This window comes from Salinispora pacifica DSM 45544, assembly GCF_000378845.1.
GTDB classification, from domain to species: Bacteria; Actinomycetota; Actinomycetes; order Mycobacteriales; family Micromonosporaceae; genus Micromonospora; species Micromonospora pacifica.
On sequence record NZ_KB905359.1, the window covers coordinates 1,824,335 to 1,841,073 of the forward strand.

A 16,739-nucleotide genomic window follows, 5' to 3' on the forward strand; every position below is an offset into this window, starting at 1 on the left:
TGCAGAAACCTCGCACGGATCAGCTGGCCGGCAGCACCGGGTTCGTCAGCTCACCGACCCCTTCGATCCGCACGGTGACCGTATCCCCGTCCACCAGCGGACTAACCCCGGCCGGCGTGCCGGTCAGGATCACATCACCGGGAAGCAGCGTCATCACATGTGAGACGTACGACACCAGGGCCGGCACGTCGAAGACCATGTCCCGGGTCCGGCCCAGCTGGCGAACCTCCATCTCCTCCGGATCGCGACCCACCTCACACCGGATCTCCAGATCGGCGACATCAAGGCCGGTGGTGATCCAAGGACCGATCGGGCAGAACGAGTCGAAGCCCTTGGCCCGGGTCCACTGCCCGTCCGCCCGTTGCAGGTCCCGCGCGGTGACATCGTTGGCGCAGGTGTAGCCGAAGACCGCGCGGGCAGCGGCGGCCCGATCGGCCCGCCGGGCACCGGGAGCCCCGATCACCACGGCCAACTCGGCCTCATGCTCGACCTGCTTCGACAGCGCCGGCAGCCGGATCGCGTCCCGCGGCCCAATCACCGAGGTGGACGGCTTGAGAAAGAGCAGCGGCTCCTGGGGCACCTCGGCACCGTGCTCCGCCGCGTGCTCGGCGTAGTTACGGCCGACGCAGACAACTTTGCTCGGCAGGATCGGCGAGAGCAACCGGACGTCGGAGAGGGCCCACCGGGCGCCGGAGAAGGCGATCCGTCCGAACGGATGCCCCTCGACCTCAGCGACGGTCAGCCCCTGCGGACCCGCCTCCGGCTCCCCCTCGACGACTCCGAACGACATTCCCTTGGTATGAGCGAAACGAGCGATACGCACCGGGACAATCTATCCCCGGCCTGGTGCACGGGCACAGCCGCAGGTCGGATGCCGCGTGGCACGCCGCGCAGCCTACGCCATCACCACCCGCCGGGGGCCGGCTTCGCCACTTCCTACCGCCCGGCGTGACACGGCCCTAACGTCGGCTCCGGAGGTTCGTTCGTATGCCTGCATCGACACGACACCACAGGGCCCTCGCAGTGTTCGTCTACTGCCTCGGCATCCTCGCCGCCGTGCCGGCGCTACCCGGCCCGGCCGCCGCACAGCCACCGGCCGCCCGACCGCCGGCCCCTCACGCGGCAGCCACGGCGCCGGCCGGCCAGCCATCCGAGCCCTCCGCGGGGCCGGGCCGGCCATCCGCGCCGCCCGCGCTGCCGAGCCCAACCCGGGCGGCGATCCCACCACCGAAGCCGCCGGTCACCGTACAGGTCGCGCCGGAGAGCACCGCCGCGCCGAGGTACCGGATCCAGGTCCGCAACGACGGGAACCGCCCGATCTCCACCACCGTCCGGCAGGAGCTCCCACCGGGCACCTCGGCGACCTCGATCACCGACGGCGGCCGACCCAGTCACCACGGCGGTTCGGCCGGAACAGAGGTCACCTGGGAGCTGCGGCTGCCAGCCCGAAGTACCACCACGCTCCGTACCGAGCTCTCCGCGCCACCGGGTGCGCCCCTGACCGCGCCCGCCTGCGCCTTCGCCGCCGGCGGCGAACGCCCGTACGACTGCGCGACCGCGACCTGGCAGTCCCCGTCAACACCCGCGGCGGCCGAGCCGGAACCACCGGTGTGGCAGCGGCCAGCTGCACTGCTCACCGGCCTCGGTGGGCTCGCCGCGCTCGCCGTCGGCGGCTGGTGGACCTGGCAGCGACGGCGGCGCCCAACGCAGGTCCCGCCACCGCACCCGGAAGGTCGCGGAAGTGTCTATCCGCGACCGGCGGCACCGACCGCTCTGACCCGCCGCCGCCGGCCCTCGACCTGGCTGCTCATCCCGGTCGCCGCGGTGGTACTGGCCGGCACCGGGGGCGCAGCGGCCTGGACGGCCACCCGGAAGGCCGCTGCCGTCGACACCGACTCCGATCCCAGCAGCGGCGCCTGGATCGGCACCGCAGCCGCAGGGGCGATCGGAGAGCCGCTCCGCGAGACGGCGTTCGAGTTCACTGTCTACCGGATCAGCTGCCAGCGGGCCTCGGCGGCACATACCTGCGCCGCGACCGTCGGGGTCCACAACCGCACCCCGGAACAGCAGAGCTGGCACGGTCAGCTCCAGCGGGCATACCTCGCCGATGGTAACTTCGTCAACACCGACGAGCCGGCGACCCGCCGGGTGAACCAGGGCCGGGACGTGTTCGCCAAGCCACTGGCCGGCGGCAGCCGAATGGTCCTCCCGTTGGTCTTCCGCGTGCCCGGCCAGCAGCCACCGACCCGGCTCGAGCTACGCAGTGGGGTGTTCTCCGCCGGCGTCCGGGTGGACGTGCCCTGACCCGCTACCCGACAGTGGCCGTGGGTTCACGGGACCGTTCGGCTGCACCACCCGCCGGGCGCGTTCCGTGCCTGCCATGATCAGTTCGTCGACTCGGCCCCGGTCCGCCTCGTGGCGGGCACGCCGCGCACGCACGGGGTCGAGGAGGACATTCGGTCAGTCGGCCGCCGCCGACGGCTCCGGCAGGTACGCCTCGTACTTCTTTTTGATCAACGAGTTGTAGACCAACCCCCAGACCCGGGTACCGCGGAAGGTCCAGACCCTGCCCGCCCTGACGTCCACGATGGCGGGCTGGGTCAGGACCGCAAAGCCGGCCCGTTTCAGCCGGTACGCCTTCTGGGTCAGCGCCGTCGCGGCGGGATCCGCCGCCTCGGTCACGAGCACCGGCAGCACAATGATGCCCGACTGCACGCCGAGCCATCGGCCCTTTCGTTCCAGTCCCAGCCCTACCACGTTGCTGACAAAGGACCGTAGATCTTCCTCGACAACCCGATTCGTACTCGTGACGACCGTGAAGAAGTGAATCCTGGTCAACGCCCGAAACTGAGCCCGGTAACCGACCACCACGGAGTCAGCACCGAGGCGCTCATCGGTCACCGCACACCCGTCGGCCACCAGTCGTTGCCGAACTATCTCCACGTAGTCCGCTGGCGCTACCATTTCGCATCGCCCCCCTCGTTCCGCACCACCGACCGAGCATAGAAGGTTGACACCCGCCGGACCGATGACCGCCGCACTTCGCCGAACCCGCAGTTCCTACCTCGCGAGTTCGGCAATGTTCCGGTGGTTCTTCGGGAACAGGGTGCCGACCAAAAGCCGATCGAGGCCCGGCACGCGCATCGCCCGGAATCCCCAGCGCCGTGCCAGAAGCTTGACTGACGACGTCGGCAGGAACCACTCGGTGACCCGATCTCGGGCTGCCTGCTGCGTGGCGCGGATGACTGGCCTCCAGCGACGCTCGTAATCGGCCAGTCCCTCCGGGACCGACCCGGCGGCTTGCAGCCGTTCGGCCAGCAGGTAGGCGCCGGCGATCCCCAGTGAGGCGCCCTGCCCGGCGATCAGGGACACCGCGTACGCGGCGTCACCGACCAACGCGACCCGCCCATCGGTCCAGCGCGCGGCGTCGACCTGGGCGACCTGGTCGTAGTAGACCGCCTCCGGCGGGGGGCAGTTGGCCACGGCTCGCTCCACCAGGTCACCCATGCCGGTGTAGGTACGACACAGCACCTCGCGTGGGTCCTCGGGTAGGCCGGCGTCATCCCTTCGATGCAGGGCGAACACCGCGACCCGCCCACCGGCGAGCCCGTAGAGACCCAGTTGACGGTTGAGGGTTTCGGTGAGCACGAACTGACCCCGAACCCGCTCGAACACCACGGGGTCCTCGAAGACGTACGCCGCGGTATGCATGCCGAGGTAACGGAGGTAGTTGCGCTCGGGCCCGAAGACGAGCGAGCGGACGTGGGAGTGAATACCGTCTGCCCCCACGATCACGTCCGCCTCGACTGTAGTGCCGTCGGAGAGCTCTGCCCGGTCACCGCGGATCCGGTCGATCGTGACGCCATAGCGAATCTCAACCTGGTCGTTGAGCGACTCGCGGAGCATGCGTTCGAGGGCAGGCCGCATTATGCTGGCGACTTCGCCGTCGAGCGCCCGGGCCAAGAACGTGTAGTCGACGCGGACAGTCGTCCGGCCCCGGGAGTCGATGTAGCGGAAGGAATCGACCGAACTGGCGAACCTCCGCAGGTTCGGCCGCAGTCCCATCGCCGTCAGCGCCTCGTATCCCGGACCGAAGAAGTCAATCATGTACCCCTGTTCGCGGGGCCCGGGAGCGTGGTCGACGATCTGCACCTCCCAACCGTGGTGGTGCAGGCGGTGGGCGAGGGCCAGCCCGGCGATGCCGGCGCCGCAGATGAAGGCTTTCATCGCTGTTCTCCATCCTCTTCGGTGTTGGTGTTTCGAACCTCTTCGGTGTCGGTGATGCGGCGCAGTAACGGGGCGATGTGCTCCGCGGACAGACCCTGGTCGAGGCCCTTGTGCAGGACGAAGCCGTCGAAAAGTGCCATCACCATGCTCGCGGCGGCTTGCGGTCTGGGGTGTCCGGAGCGGGTGAGCGCTTCGGTCAACGAGCACCGAAAGTCGGCGACCAGTGCGCTCATCCCCCGGCGCAGTTCGTGGTCACGGGTGGCGGCGAGGTAGGTCTCGACGAAGAGCAGTGACGCCGGGTCGGCACCGTTGTACTGGTCGAGGTCGAACAACATCCGCTCGACGCCGTCGCTCGGGCTCGTGGCTTCGGCAAGGAGCGCGCTGGTGCCGTCGAGCATCCGTTGGACCTCAGCCAGGGCGGCATGGCGCAGCAGCGCCTGCAACGAGTCGAAGTGGTAGTGCACCAGCCCGGAACGGACGCCGGCCCGCTCAGCGAGCGTCCGGGTACTGACGGCGTTCCAACCGAGCTCGCCGATCAGCTCCCGGGCGGCCGCCAACAGGCGCGCTCGGGCGCTCCGACCCCGTTCGATGCTGGTCTCACCCACGATGACCTCCTTGGGCGATCGCCTTGGACGTTTGACCAAATACTATCCGTGGCGCGCTGGGGCAGCAACCCTCGCCGCCCCAGCAACCGGCTTCGTAGCGCAGCCTGGCCCGGTAGCGGCAGCGGGCGGCGGGGCCGCACCACGGGTAGACACACCCGGACCCCACAGCGGGAGCGGCCGTACCCTGGGCAGGTGACAGCCGCCCTCCCCGCACTCGGCACCGTGCTCGAATCGGCGACCTGGCAGGCCCGACGCCAGGCACACCAAGAGCGGATCGATGCATGGCTGGCCCCACACCTGGCCCGCCGCCGGCGGGGCGAGAAGCATCCGGTGCAGGACTTCCTCTTCACCTACTACTCGTACCGGCCGGCCCGACTCCGCCGCTGGCATCCCGGCGCGGGGGTGGTGCTGCGCGACGCGGACCCGGCCGACTTCGGGCCGGACTACCGCGCCAGCGCCGCCGGCGCCACCCTCGACACCCCGGCGGTACGCGCCCGACGGGCCGAATCGATCACCTGGATCCGGACCCTGTTGGCGGCTACGGCCAGCCGACCGGCACAGTTCGGCTGCTTCGGCATGCACGAGTGGGCGATGGTCTACCGGCAGACCCAGGACGAGGTCCGGCACAACGCCTGGCCGCTGCGGATGAGCCCGGCGCAGGTCGCCACAGTCGTCGAGGAGCGGGGAGTGCGGTGCAGCCACTTCGACGCGTACCGCTTCTTCACCGCGCCGGCCCGACCGCTGAACCTCCTCCAGCCGACCCGGGACAGCCAGCACGACCTGGAGCAGCCCGGATGCCTGCACGCCAACATGGATCTCTACAAGTGGGCGTACAAACTCTCGCCGCTGGTTCCGTCCGAGCTGGTGGCGGAGTGCTTCGAGTTGGCGGGGCAGATCCGCACCCTCGACATGCGCGCCTCGCCGTACGACCTGGCTGCCCTGGGCTACCCCCCGGTTGCGGTCGAGACCCCACCGGGACGGGTGGAGTACGCGGCCGCCCAGCGCGGTTTCGCCGAACGGGCCGCCCGGCTGCGCACCCGGCTACTCGACGCGATTGACCGGTGCGACACGTAGTGACAGCTGTGCTAACTTAACCGCCGCCGTGCCTGACCACTGCCGGAGGAGGTGAGTCCGATCAACGCTGGAACAGGTCGGGACTCCCTCCCCCGCATGGCCTAGGGAGCGCCCGCACAAGGCACCCGTGAAAGGCCCCAATCGGCATGTCCATTCGCGAGGAATTCTTCTCCGTCAACGGCGTTCCCGCGGTCCGGTGGACCGCGGAGACTGACCCCACCACCGCCGGTCGCCCCCTGATCCTCATTGGCCACGGCGGTGGTCACCACAAAACCCACCCCGCCGTCCTCCACCGTGCCCACCACTTCGCGCGCAGCGGCTTCGCGGTCGCCTCGGTTGATGTGCCGAACCACGGCGACCGCCCGACCGACGACCACTACCAGCGCATGGCCACCGAGATCCGGACCCGCGCCGAGTCCGGGGCAGAGCTGGCCCCACTGCTCACCGCCTTCCATGCCCGAGTCGCCAAACAGACCGTCGGGGAGTGGCAGGCCGTGCTGGACCACCTCGAATGCGGACCCGTCGGCTACTGGGGCATCTCGCTGGGCTGCGGGCTCGGCGTGCCGTTCGTCGCCGCCGAGCCCCGGGTCCGCGCGGCGGTCCTCGGCCTGGGTGGCGCCGCGGCCCCGGCGCTCCGGGAAGCCGCCGCACAGATCACCGTACCGATCGAATTTCTGGTCCAGTGGGCCGACGAGCGGGTGCCATGCGAGCAGAGTGTCGCCCTCTTCGACGCGTTCGGCTCTGCCGACAAGACCCTGCACGCCAACCCGGGCCGGCACGGCGACCGGCTCCCCGAACACGAGTTGGACAGCGCGGTCCGGTTCTTCACCCGGCACCTGACGACGCCGGTGACCGGCGTCGGCGAAGCGCCACCGCCCACTGGCCGACCCGGCTGATCCGATCAGTCGCCGTCTACGCGGCGGTCCCGCTTGCGCTGGGACCGCCGCTTCTTCTCGGCCAGTCGACGCTCCTTGGCGGCGCGGGAGGGCCGGGTCGGGCGACGACGCTTCGGCGGCGGTGCGATCGCCGCGCGGAGCAGCGCGGCCATCCGTTCCCGGGCGGCCTCCCGGTTGGCGAGTTGGGCGCGGTGCTCGCTGGCGGTCACGGTGAGGACGCCGTTGACGAGTCGCCCGGCGAGGCGGTCGAGGGCCCGGGCGCGCAGCGGCTCCGGGAGCCCCGGTGAGGCGGCCAGATCGAAGCTCAACTCCACTCGGGAGTCGGTCGTGTTGACCCCCTGGCCGCCGGGCCCGGACGACCGGGAGAAGCGTTCCCGCAGCTCGGCCTCGGGCACCACCCACCGATCGTGCACCCGCAGCCCACTGTCCACGCTTCCGAGGCTAGCGCCTGGGCCCCGGGGTGCACCGGGCAGGCGGGTAGGCCGGGCAGGCGGAGTCGTTCCGGGTCTGGCTCCGCAGACCTCAGCCCCCCTTACCGATGATCGTGTCGGCGGTCTGCTGAACCTGGTCGATCGGGATGGCGAACCCGATCCCGATCGAGCCGTTGCCGTCGATCGTGGCGATCGCCGTGTTCACCCCGACCACCTCACCGCGCGCGTTCACCAGCGGCCCGCCGGAGTTCCCCGGGTTGATCGAGGCGTCGGTCTGCACCGCTGTGTGCCGGTTGTCACCGAGGCGCACCTGCCGGTCCACGGCGCTCACGATGCCGGCGGTCACTGTGCCGGCGAGGCCCAGGGGCGAGCCCACCGCCAGCACCGGCTCACCGACCCGGGTCGTCCCCGGCTTGGCCAGCGGCAACGCCGTCAGACCCGCGGACGACGGTATCCGCAACACCGCGAGGTCACTGCCGGGCTCCCGGCCCGCCACCTCGGCGGCGAACCGTCGCCCGTCCGGCAACTCCACCATCACCGAACCAGTTCCCCCCTTCGCCAGGATGTGGTCATTGGTGATGATGTGCTGCTCGTCGTCGACGGCGAAGCCGGAGCCGGTCGCGGAGGCGCCGTCGGCGCCAGCGGCCAGCACCGAGACCACCCCCGGGACGGTCTGCTCGGCGGCGGTCACCAGCTCCGCCGGGACCGGCGCGGCCGAGGCGGAAGCCGCCCCGGGCGGCCCGTCCTGGCTCGCCACCAGGCCACCGGCCGCGGCCCCGGAGACACTGGAGATGGCCACCAGCGCCAACCCGAGCAACAGCCGGTGCTGCCAGCGGCGCGCCCCGCCCGCCCGGGCCGAGCCGGAATCGTCTGGCCAGGGCCGCCCTTCCGGGCCCAGCTCGGGCGAGATGAACCAGGGGCCACGCGGTTCGCCCAGCCCGCTCTGCACTGCCATACCCACGCTCCTCGTGTCGATCGGCCACCTGCACCCCAGCCACCCGGCGGGCTCAGGGCAGGCGGGAGAACCAACGCATTGAGCCGGCCGCCGCTCCCAGCGCGAAGACCAGGCTGAGGCCGATGAACCGGGCTGAAACGTCCTGTCGCTTGGTGCGGTACCCCACCGAGCTGCCGATGTCGTCGTATACCGCGCGCAGCTCCTCGACGCTGACCGCCTCGTGGAACTGTCCGCCGGTCTCCCGGGCGACCGCGTCGAGGGTCTGCCCGTCCACCGGAACCTGAATCGGCCGGCCGCCCCGGTCCACATAGCCGGAGGCGGTGCCGAAAGCGATGGTGTGTACGGGGACCTCCATCTCCACCGCGTCGGCCGCCGCCTCCATCGGATCCATGCCGGAGGTGTTGGCCCCGTCGGAGAGCAGCACGATCCGGGCCGGCGGCGGGTCCGTCGCCGCCTCCCCGTCCAGCGCCTTCACCGCTCCGAGCGAGGTGTTGATCGCTTCTCCGATCGCGGTGCCCTGCACTCCCGTCGCCCCCTCAAGCAGCCGATCGATCCCCTCGTCCAGCGCCTCCCGGTCGGTATCCGGCGGCACCAGGACAGCGGCGCTGCCGGCGAAGGCGACCAGGCCCACGTTGAACTCGTCGGGAAGACCGCCCACGAAGCGCCGGGCCGACTCCTTGGCGGCGGTGAGCCGGTCCGGCTCCACGTCCCCGGCGAGCATCGAGGTGGAGACATCTACCGCCACCATCACGGTCGCCCGTTCCCGGGGAACCCGCACCTCGGCGGTGGGTCGAGCAAAGCCGACCACCAGCAACGCCAGCATCGCCAGGAAGAGCCCGGCCGGCACGTGCCGGCGCCAGGCCGGTCGCTGTGGTGCCACCCGGTCCAGCAGCCGCAGGTTCGTGAACCGCACCGCGTACCCGCTCCGGCGGCGCTGTAGCAGGACATAGCCGGCGGCCAGTCCGAGCACGGCGAGCAGCAGCCACAGCCGGGTCGGCGAGAGCCAGATCACCCGCCACCTCCCCTCCCGGCGGGGACCGGGACGGTCGCCAGCCGGCGTTGTTGGTGCACGTGCCGCACGATGTCGGCGACCCAGTCCCGGTCGGTCCGCAGCGGCAGGTGCGCCGCACCGCCACGACGTAGCGCCTGGCGTACCTGGTCCCGCTGGGCGGCAGCCGCCGCGGCGTACCGCTGGCGCAGCCGGGGGTCGCCGGTCCAGACCTCCCGCCGCCGGCCGCTCTCCGGGTCCACCAGGGTGACCAGGCCAACGTCGGGCAGCTCCCACTCCCGCGGGTCGGTTACCTCCACGGCGAGCACCTGGTGCCGAACGGCGAGCCGCCGCAGGAGCTGTTCCCAGGGGGCGGGCCGCCCGGGCGATTCAGGCAGGCCATCCAGGAAGTCCGAGATCACCACCACGAGCCCGCGGCGGGTCGCCACCCGGCGGACACCGTCCAGCGCGGTGGCCAGGTCGGGGGGCGCGAGCGGTGCGGTGTCCCGGTCGTACCCGCCGTGCCGGGGAGCGGCCAACAGCATTCGAAGCAACCCGAAGAGATGGGTACGGCCGCTGCCGGGGGCGTGGCGGCGGAGCCCGGTCGGGGTGAGCACCGACGCGCCGAGCCGGTTACCCACTCCGGCGGTGAGGAAGCCCACCGCCGCGACGGCGGCGACCGCGAGTTCCCGCTTGTCCAGCTCAGCCGTGCCGTACTCCATGCTGACGCTGGCGTCTACCAGGAGCCAGGTGGTGAGTTCCCGGTCGGCGTCGAGCTGACGCACGTGCGGCACGGTGGTCCGCGCGGTCACCGCCCAGTCCATCCGGCGGACCTCGTCCTCACCGGGCCGGTACTCCCGACTGCCGGCCGGTTCGCTGCCCGGCCCGGGGAGCAGCCCTTGGTATCGGCCGTGCAGCAGGCCGTCGAGCCGCCGGGTCACGGCCAGCTCAAGCCGGCGGAGCCGCCGGTCCCCGGCCAGGTCGGCCAGGCCGGGGTCCGGCGACACCGGGCCAGCGGGCCGACCGCGCCACCTCACGCCGCCGCCAGGGTGGGCGCGGCTTCGGTCACCCCGGCGACCCGGGGCGGCGGTACCGCGTTGACCAGCCGCCGGATGACCGACTCGGCCGACACTCCGTCGGCGACCGCGTCGAAGGAGAGGACCAGCCGGTGGGCGAGCACATCGGCCGCCAACTCGCGGACATCCTCGGGCAGCACGTACTCCCGGCCGCGCAGCAGGGCCTGGGCTCGGGCGGCGGCGACCAGACCGAGGGTGGCGCGGGGGCTCGCCCCGTAGGCGAGCAGCGGGGCGACGTCGGGCAGGCCGAACCGGACCGGGTCCCGGGTGGCCAGGATCAGCCGAACCACGTACTCGGCGAGCGCGTGGTGCACGAAGACCCGACTCGCCCGGGCCTGGAGGTCGAGCAGCCGTTGCGGGTCGAGCACCGGCTGGGGCGTCGGCCGGTCGCTGCTCATCCGGTAGAGGATGGCGAGTTCGTCGGCGTCGCTCGGGTAGTCCACCGTCACCTTCATCAGGAACCGGTCTCGCTGCGCCTCCGGCAGTTGGTACACCCCCTCGGACTCGATCGGGTTCTGGGTGGCCAGCACCAGGAACGGCGCCGGGACCTCCCAACTCCGCCCGCCGATCGAGACCTGGCGTTCGGCCATCGCCTCCAGCAGCGCGGACTGCACCTTCGCCGGAGCGCGATTGATCTCGTCGGCGAGGACCAGGTTGGCCATGACCGGACCCAGCTCGACATCGAACGTCTCCCGGGATGCCCGATAGACGCGGGTGCCGACAATGTCGGAGGGAACCAGGTCGGGAGTGAACTGGATGCGGGAGAAGCTGCCGCCGACGACGGTCGCCAGGGTCTGCGCGGCGAGTGTCTTCGCGACGCCGGGTACCCCTTCCAGGAGGCAGTGTCCGTCGGCGATAAGCGCGGTGAGTAGGCGTTCCACGAGCCGGTCCTGCCCAACGATCACGCGTTGGACCTCGGCGAGGGTCTGTCGTAGCTCGGTGCCAGCTGCGTCGGGATCGACCGAGCTGGGCTCGGGGGCCAGGGTGTCCGAGATGTCCGTCACGGTGCTTGCTTCCCGCGCCGAACGCCGGCAAACGTCGGACTTACTGCACTGGAAAGCCCACTACCGATGATTCTCCTCGTGACTGGACAAAGAACCTATTGAATGCCGAATACCTCCGACAGCTTCGGCGCCGGGCCGGGCTGACCGGCGTGCCCTAGGCTGCGGTCGTGGCGGAAACAGGTACCCCCCTTCGGCGGCCGACAGCTCTCACCGTGGCCGGTTGGCTGGCCGTGACACCGGGTGCCGCCTGGGCCGCGGTACGCCTGCTCGGCCTCGACCACGGACCCCTCGTCCAGCTGCTGGCCTTCACCCCGTACGCCGCCGCGGCCAGCCTGCTACCCCTGATCCTGCTCCTCGCGTTGCGACGCTGGCGGCCGGCGATGGTGGCGGCGGTGACGGCGGTGGCCCTGGTCGCCCTGGTGGCACCGCGGACGTTCGCGTCCACCCCGCCGGCCGTCACCGGCCCGCCGGTACGGCTGCTGACGGCCAACCTGCTGGCCGGCTCCGCCGACGCCGAGGCGCTGGTTGACCTCGTCCGCCGGCACTCGGTGGAGGTGTTGGCCGTGCAGGAGTTCACCCCGGCGATCGCGGCCGAGTTGGACCGCCTCGGGCTCGACGAGCTCCTGCCGTACCGGGAACTACACCCCGTCGAGGGGACGCCCGGCTCCGGGCTGTACGCGCGCCACCCGATCAGCGCGGGCGGCGTCCGGCACAACAGCAACGCCTGGGGCTTCCTCCAGGCCTACGGAACCGTCCTCGTTCCGGCGGCGCCGCCGGTCCAGGTCGAGTCGGTGCACCCCGCCGCCCCGTACGCGCTCGACCAGGTCGGGAACTGGCGCCGGGACCTCGCCGCCCAACCCCCCGCCACCCCGGACGGGCAGCTGCGCATCCTCGCCGGGGACTTCAACGCCACCCTCGACCACGCCCCGCTGCGCGCCCTGCTGGACACCGGGTACGTGGACGCGGCGGACGCTGCCGGGACCGGGCTCACCGGCACCTGGGGGCCGTACGACGGTGACCTGATTCCGCCGGTCACCATCGACCACGTGCTGGTGGACCGGCGGATCGCGGTCCGGTCCACCACGGTGTACGCGATCCCGGGCAGCGACCACCGCGCGGTCTTCACCGACCTCCGCCTCCCGCCGGCTGGTTGAGTCAGGACTGTCCGCCGCGAACCCGGTCCAGCCCGTAGGTCAGGGCGTCGACCAGCGCGTCCCAACTCGCCTCCACCACGTTGGGGTGCACCCCCACCGTGGTCCAGTCCCGACCGGCATGGTCTGACGTCTGCACCAGCACCCGAGTCACCGCCCCGGTACCGTGGCTGCCCGCCAGAATCCCCACCTTGTAGTCGGCCAACTCGAAGTCGCGCAGCTCGGGGTAGTGCGTGACCAGACCGGCGCGCAGCGCCTCGTCGAGCGCGTTGACCGGGCCGTTTCCCTCCGCGGTGGCGATCACCCGCTCGCCGCGTACCCGGATCTTGACGGTCGCCTCGGAGACCACCGCGCCGTCCTCACGGTGCTCGACCAGGGTCCGGTAGGACTCCAGCGTGAATGGTCGGGGCGGCGCCGCGTCCGGCAGCTCGGAGCGGACCAGCAGTTCGAACGAGGCGTCGGCGGCCTCGAACGACCAGCCCTCGGCCTCCAGCTCCTTGACCCGCTTGGCGACCCGGTTCAGCGTCTCCGGGTGCTCGGCCAGGTCGAGGCCCAGCTCCCGGCTCTTGAGTTCGACGCTGGCCCGGCCGGCCATCTCGGTGACGAGGATGCGCATCCCGTTCCCCACCAGCTGCGGGTCGATGTGGTTGTAGAACAACGGATCCACCTTGATCGCACTCGCGTGCAACCCCGCCTTGTGGGCGAAGGCCGCGGACCCGACGTACGCCTGGTGGTCGTCGGGGACGATGGTGGCGAGTTCGGCGATGCCGCGGGATACCCGGACCATCTGCTGCAGACAGCCCTCGGGTAGGACTGGCAGCCCGAGCTTGAGTTGCAGGTTCGCCACCACGGCGAAGAGGTCGGCGTTACCGGGTCGCTCGCCGTACCCGTTGGCGGTGCCCTGCACGTGCCGCACGCCCGCCTCCACCGCGGCGATGGTGTTGGCGACCGCGCACGCGGTGTCGTCCTGGGTGTGGATGCCGAGTCGCTCGGGCGCCACCTCAAGCCGGGCGGTGAGGTCGGCGATCACGGCGGTGACCTGGGAGGGGAGCATGCCACCGTTGGTGTCACAGAGCACGAATCGCTCGGCGCCGGCGGCGAGTGCGGTCTCGACCACCGACGAGGAGAACCCGGGGTCGTCGCGGTAGCCGTCGAAGAAGTGCTCCCCGTCGACGAAGACCCGCCGCCCCTGCGCCACCAGGTACGTCACGGTGTCGTGGACCATCGCCAGGTTCTCGTCGGCAGAGGTACGGAGCGCCCGCTGCACGTGCCGCAGGTCGGCCTTGGCGACCAGCGTGACGGCGGGGGTCTCAGCGGCGAGCAGGCTGCGCACCTGCGGGTCGTCGTCGGCCTGCCGGCCGGCGCGCCGGGTGGCGCCGAAGGCCACCAGCACCGCGTGGCGCAGGTCGAGTTCGGTACGGGCCCGGCGGAAGAACTCGGTGTCCTTCGGTACCGCGCCCGGCCACCCTCCCTCGATGAAGCCCACCCCGAACTCGTCGAGGAGCCGGGCCACCGCGAGTTTGTCGGCCACCGTGTAGCTGAGCCCCTCGCGCTGGGCGCCGTCACGCAAGGTCGTGTCGTAGACCTGGAAGGTCATCAGGATCCTCTCTGCGGCAACAAAAAGACCCCCCACGAACGTGGGAGGTCTGCGCGCTCGGCGGACGGAGGCCGGCGCGCTAACGGCGAATAATCAGGACCGTGTGGTGCACAGAGCTCACTGTGCCAGCCACGGGCCCCGTTGGGCAGCCGAATCCGCATTCCGGGACGACTTTCGGAGGTCGTCGGCGTCGACGCCCCCGGCCGCGATGGTGTACCCGGTTCGACACCGGGTACCCATCCCACGGGGCCTGACGCCTGTCCCCAGGGGTGGAAGGAGACGCCATGGCACGGCGCGACCCACAGCCGTCCCGTCCCACGCCGAGCCCACTCGGCACCAGCGGTCCGAGCAGCGCCCCCGATGGCCCGCCGGGCAGTGGCTTCGACCCGTGGCGCTATCGCGCCGACTCCACCGTCACCGACATCGACCTGGCGGGCTACCAGGTCGAGGCGAGTGACGGTGGAATCGGGAAGGTGGACCAGGCCAGCCACGCGGTCAACTCCAGCTACCTCGTGGTGGACACCGGCCCATGGTTCTTCGGTCGCCGGGTCATGCTCCCGGCCGGCACCGTCAACCACGTTGACCACAACAAACGAAAGGTCCACGTTGACCGGAGCAAGGACCAGATCAGGGCCGCGCCGGAGTACGACGAGACCGCGGACACCGACCCGGCGTACCGGGACCGGCTCGGTGGCTATTACGGCGACACGTACTCAGCCATCCCACCGGGCACCGCGCGAGAACGATGATCGGTGGGACCACCGGCGCCGGGTCTACCGCTACCGTGTCAGGGTGGACCCGATTGAACTAACTCAATTCGACAGTCTGTTCAACTTCCGCGACGTCGGCGGGCCCGCCGGGCACGACGGACGCGTCGTCCGAAGTGGTCGGCTCTTCCGCTCGGACACCCCGCACCGGCTGGTCGGCGCCGACCGGACGGCGTTCGCCTCGTTCGGCGTCCGCACCGTGCTCGACCTACGCCGGCCCCACGAAGTGGACCGAGATGGCCGGATCCCGGACTTCGCGGGGCTGACCTGGCGGCACATCCACCCGGAGCACGCCGAATGGGCCAACACCCCGTACCTACCCGGTGCCAACCTCGCCCGCTACCTCGCCGACCGGTACGCCGACCTGGCCTCGACCGGCACCACCGGACTGGCCGCCGCGATCGGGCTGATCGCGGACGAGACCAACGCCCCGCTCCTGGTGCACTGCGTCGCCGGCAAGGATCGAACCGGCATTGTCTGCGGTCTCACCCTGGCTGTGCTGGGCGTCTCCGACGCTGACATCGCCACCGACTACGCGTTGAGCACCGCAGCCGGCGAGCGCTTCCGGGCCTGGTTCGCCACCACGGGCGAGACGTTGCACCCGGCGCTGCCGCCGCTGGGTTGCCCCGAGGAGGCGATGCTGCTGTTCCTCGCCGAACTGCGCGACCGCCACGGCACGGTCGAGGGCTACCTGCGCCACGCGGGCGTCACCGACGCCCAGGTGGCCGCGCTCCGCGACCACCTGCTGGAGTAGCCGCAGACCTCAGAGCACGTGGTGGACCCAGTTCTGCGGATCCGCGGCCGCGCCCCGCTGGATGTCGACGAGTTGCTGGCGCAGAGCCATGGTGACCGGGCCGGTTGCACCGCCACCGATGCGGAACTCGCCGTCGGGAGAGCGAACAGCGCCGACCGGATTAATCACCGCGGCCGTGCCGCAGGCGAAGACCTCGCGCAGTCGACCGCTCGCCGCGTCGGCCTGCCAGTCGGCGAAGGCGATCGGCTGCTCCGCCACCCGGTGGCCGGCGGCGGCGGCGAGCGTGAGCACCGACTCCCGGGTGATGCCGGGCAGGATGGTCCCGGTCAGCGGCGGGGTGACCAGGGTGCCGTCGTCGTAGACGAAGAAGAGGTTCATCCCGCCCAGCTCCTCGACGAAGCGGCGCTCCACCGCGTCCAGGAAGACGACCTGGTCGCAGCCGTGCTCGATCGCCTCTGCCTGGGCCACCAGCGAGCTGGCGTAGTTGCCGCCGCACTTGGCCGCGCCGGTGCCCCCGGGCGCGGCCCGGGTGTAGTCCGGCGAGGCCCAGACGGTCACCGGCTTCACCCCACCGGAGAAGTACGCACCGACCGGGGACGCGATCACCGCGTAGAGGTATTCGTTGGCGGGCCGCACACCGAGGAAGACCTCGCTGGCGAACATGAACGGCCGCAGATAGAGGCTGCCATCCTCCCCCTCGGGAATCCAGTTTCGGTCCACCTCGATCAGGCGGTGCAGCGAGTCGACGAAGGCCTGCTCGGGGAGGGGGGGCATCGCCATCCGCCGGGCGGACGCGGCGAACCGGGCGGCGTTGGCGTACGGCCGGAACATCGTCACGCCACCGCTGACGGTGCGGTACGCCTTCATGCCCTCGAAGATTTCCTGGGCGTAGTGCAGGACCGCGGCGGCCGGGTCCATCGGGATCGGCGCCCGCGCCTCGACCCGGGCGTCGTACCAGCCCTTGCCGGCGGCGTAGCGGATAGTAACCATGTGGTCGGTGAAGACCTGCCCGAAGCCGGGGTTGGCCAGCAGCGCGCCCCGGTCCGCTTCGGATACCGGCGCGGAATTCGGACGGATCTCGAACTCGAGCTTGTCACCACCGCTCATCGCGCTGACCTCCCTGGAATGGATGATGACGGCATGCGACCCCGCGTGCCGAGCTGGTGCGAGCAAACCTACCCCGAACGGTCGTTCAGCGGGTAGCGGCCTCCGGG

The 16,739-nt window shown here is 71.2% G+C and carries 17 protein-coding genes; 6 read left to right on the forward strand and 11 right to left on the reverse strand.

Features of this window, described 5'->3' with window-relative positions; all coding sequences use genetic code 11:
* Positions 1–19 precede the first annotated feature (19 nt).
* Entirely contained in the window at positions 20–823 is an 804-nt protein-coding gene (locus SALPAC3_RS0108280; protein WP_080635139.1) for a fumarylacetoacetate hydrolase family protein, read from the reverse strand.
* A 164-nt stretch (positions 824–987) separates the two neighbouring features.
* Between SALPAC3_RS0108280 and SALPAC3_RS0108285 the strand changes: the two genes are divergently transcribed.
* The gene (locus tag SALPAC3_RS0108285) at positions 988–2,304 is read left to right on the forward strand and encodes a hypothetical protein (RefSeq protein ID WP_026185351.1); all 1,317 of its coding nucleotides are present in this window, start codon (positions 988–990) and stop codon (positions 2,302–2,304) included.
* Positions 2,305–2,460: 156 nt separating this feature from the next.
* On the opposite strand, the gene SALPAC3_RS0108290 is transcribed toward SALPAC3_RS0108285, so the two are convergent.
* From SALPAC3_RS0108290 to SALPAC3_RS0108300, 3 genes are all read right to left on the reverse strand, one after another.
* Positions 2,461–2,964: a hypothetical protein gene (locus SALPAC3_RS0108290; protein ID WP_018220772.1), complete on the reverse strand. Its 504-nt coding sequence runs from the start codon at positions 2,962–2,964 to the stop codon at positions 2,461–2,463.
* Positions 2,965–3,060: 96 nt separating this feature from the next.
* Entirely contained in the window at positions 3,061–4,227 is a 1,167-nt protein-coding gene (locus SALPAC3_RS0108295; RefSeq protein WP_018220773.1) for an FAD-dependent monooxygenase, read from the reverse strand.
* Positions 4,224–4,832 (reverse strand): TetR/AcrR family transcriptional regulator, encoded by a 609-nt coding sequence (locus SALPAC3_RS0108300; protein ID WP_018220774.1) that lies wholly within the window; start codon positions 4,830–4,832, stop codon positions 4,224–4,226. Before SALPAC3_RS0108300 ends, SALPAC3_RS0108295 begins: the two co-directional genes overlap by 4 nt.
* A gap of 192 nt (positions 4,833–5,024) precedes the next feature.
* Between SALPAC3_RS0108300 and SALPAC3_RS0108305 the strand changes: the two genes are divergently transcribed.
* Positions 5,025–5,906, forward strand: a complete 882-nt coding sequence (locus tag SALPAC3_RS0108305) for a hypothetical protein (protein WP_018220775.1) — start codon at positions 5,025–5,027, stop codon at positions 5,904–5,906.
* Positions 5,907–6,052: 146 nt separating this feature from the next.
* Positions 6,053–6,802, forward strand: a complete 750-nt coding sequence (locus SALPAC3_RS0108310; RefSeq protein WP_018220776.1) for an alpha/beta hydrolase — start codon at positions 6,053–6,055, stop codon at positions 6,800–6,802.
* Between the two features lie 5 nt (positions 6,803–6,807).
* On the opposite strand, the gene arfB is transcribed toward SALPAC3_RS0108310, so the two are convergent.
* From arfB to SALPAC3_RS0108335, 5 genes are all read right to left on the reverse strand, one after another.
* Complete coding sequence (arfB, locus tag SALPAC3_RS0108315; protein WP_018220777.1) at positions 6,808–7,233, reverse strand: alternative ribosome rescue aminoacyl-tRNA hydrolase ArfB; 426 nt, start codon at positions 7,231–7,233, stop codon at positions 6,808–6,810.
* Positions 7,234–7,324: 91 nt separating this feature from the next.
* On the reverse strand, positions 7,325–8,188 hold the full coding sequence (locus tag SALPAC3_RS0108320; protein ID WP_018220778.1) for a S1C family serine protease: 864 nt from the start codon (positions 8,186–8,188) through the stop codon (positions 7,325–7,327).
* Between the two features lie 52 nt (positions 8,189–8,240).
* Positions 8,241–9,200 (reverse strand): VWA domain-containing protein, encoded by a 960-nt coding sequence (locus SALPAC3_RS0108325; RefSeq protein WP_018220779.1) that lies wholly within the window; start codon positions 9,198–9,200, stop codon positions 8,241–8,243.
* Positions 9,197–10,183 (reverse strand): DUF58 domain-containing protein, encoded by a 987-nt coding sequence (locus tag SALPAC3_RS0108330; RefSeq protein ID WP_018220780.1) that lies wholly within the window; start codon positions 10,181–10,183, stop codon positions 9,197–9,199. Before SALPAC3_RS0108330 ends, SALPAC3_RS0108325 begins: the two co-directional genes overlap by 4 nt.
* Positions 10,184–10,209: 26 nt before the next feature.
* Positions 10,210–11,256 carry an AAA family ATPase gene (locus tag SALPAC3_RS0108335; RefSeq protein ID WP_018220781.1) on the reverse strand — a complete coding sequence of 349 codons (1,047 nt, stop codon included), beginning with the start codon at positions 11,254–11,256 and terminating at the stop codon, positions 10,210–10,212.
* Between the two features lie 212 nt (positions 11,257–11,468).
* On the opposite strand from SALPAC3_RS0108335, the gene SALPAC3_RS0108340 reads away from it, so the two are divergent.
* Complete coding sequence (locus tag SALPAC3_RS0108340) at positions 11,469–12,410, forward strand: endonuclease/exonuclease/phosphatase family protein (RefSeq protein WP_018220782.1); 942 nt, start codon at positions 11,469–11,471, stop codon at positions 12,408–12,410.
* 1 nt (position 12,411) lies between these two features.
* Here SALPAC3_RS0108340 and cimA read toward each other — a convergent pair whose 3' ends face one another.
* On the reverse strand, positions 12,412–14,004 hold the full coding sequence (gene cimA / locus SALPAC3_RS0108345) for a citramalate synthase (protein WP_018220783.1): 1,593 nt from the start codon (positions 14,002–14,004) through the stop codon (positions 12,412–12,414).
* A gap of 284 nt (positions 14,005–14,288) precedes the next feature.
* Between cimA and SALPAC3_RS0108350 the strand changes: the two genes are divergently transcribed.
* Together SALPAC3_RS0108350 and SALPAC3_RS0108355 are read left to right on the forward strand one after the other, a co-directional pair.
* A complete protein-coding gene (locus tag SALPAC3_RS0108350) occupies positions 14,289–14,753 on the forward strand; it encodes a PRC-barrel domain-containing protein (protein WP_018220784.1) in 465 nt (154 codons plus the stop codon).
* A gap of 43 nt (positions 14,754–14,796) precedes the next feature.
* Entirely contained in the window at positions 14,797–15,525 is a 729-nt protein-coding gene (locus tag SALPAC3_RS0108355) for a tyrosine-protein phosphatase (RefSeq protein ID WP_018220785.1), read from the forward strand.
* A 9-nt stretch (positions 15,526–15,534) separates the two neighbouring features.
* Here SALPAC3_RS0108355 and SALPAC3_RS0108360 read toward each other — a convergent pair whose 3' ends face one another.
* Entirely contained in the window at positions 15,535–16,632 is a 1,098-nt protein-coding gene (locus SALPAC3_RS0108360; RefSeq protein ID WP_018220786.1) for a branched-chain amino acid aminotransferase, read from the reverse strand.
* Between the last annotated feature and the right edge of the window lie 107 nt (positions 16,633–16,739).

Bases quoted from the DNA above. Each gene is read 5' to 3' on its own strand.
- SALPAC3_RS0108285 (WP_026185351.1), top strand. From the start codon at position 988: ATGCCTGCATCGACACGACACCACAGGGCCCTCGCAGTGTTCGTCTAC.
- SALPAC3_RS0108290 (WP_018220772.1), bottom strand. From the start codon at position 2,964: ATGGTAGCGCCAGCGGACTACGTGGAGATAGTTCGGCAACGACTGGTG.
- SALPAC3_RS0108295 (WP_018220773.1), bottom strand. From the start codon at position 4,227: ATGAAAGCCTTCATCTGCGGCGCCGGCATCGCCGGGCTGGCCCTCGCC.
- SALPAC3_RS0108310 (WP_018220776.1), top strand. From the start codon at position 6,053: ATGTCCATTCGCGAGGAATTCTTCTCCGTCAACGGCGTTCCCGCGGTC.
- SALPAC3_RS0108320 (WP_018220778.1), bottom strand. From the start codon at position 8,188: ATGGCAGTGCAGAGCGGGCTGGGCGAACCGCGTGGCCCCTGGTTCATC.
- cimA (WP_018220783.1), bottom strand. From the start codon at position 14,004: ATGACCTTCCAGGTCTACGACACGACCTTGCGTGACGGCGCCCAGCGC.
- SALPAC3_RS0108350 (WP_018220784.1), top strand. From the start codon at position 14,289: ATGGCACGGCGCGACCCACAGCCGTCCCGTCCCACGCCGAGCCCACTC.
- SALPAC3_RS0108360 (WP_018220786.1), bottom strand. From the start codon at position 16,632: ATGAGCGGTGGTGACAAGCTCGAGTTCGAGATCCGTCCGAATTCCGCG.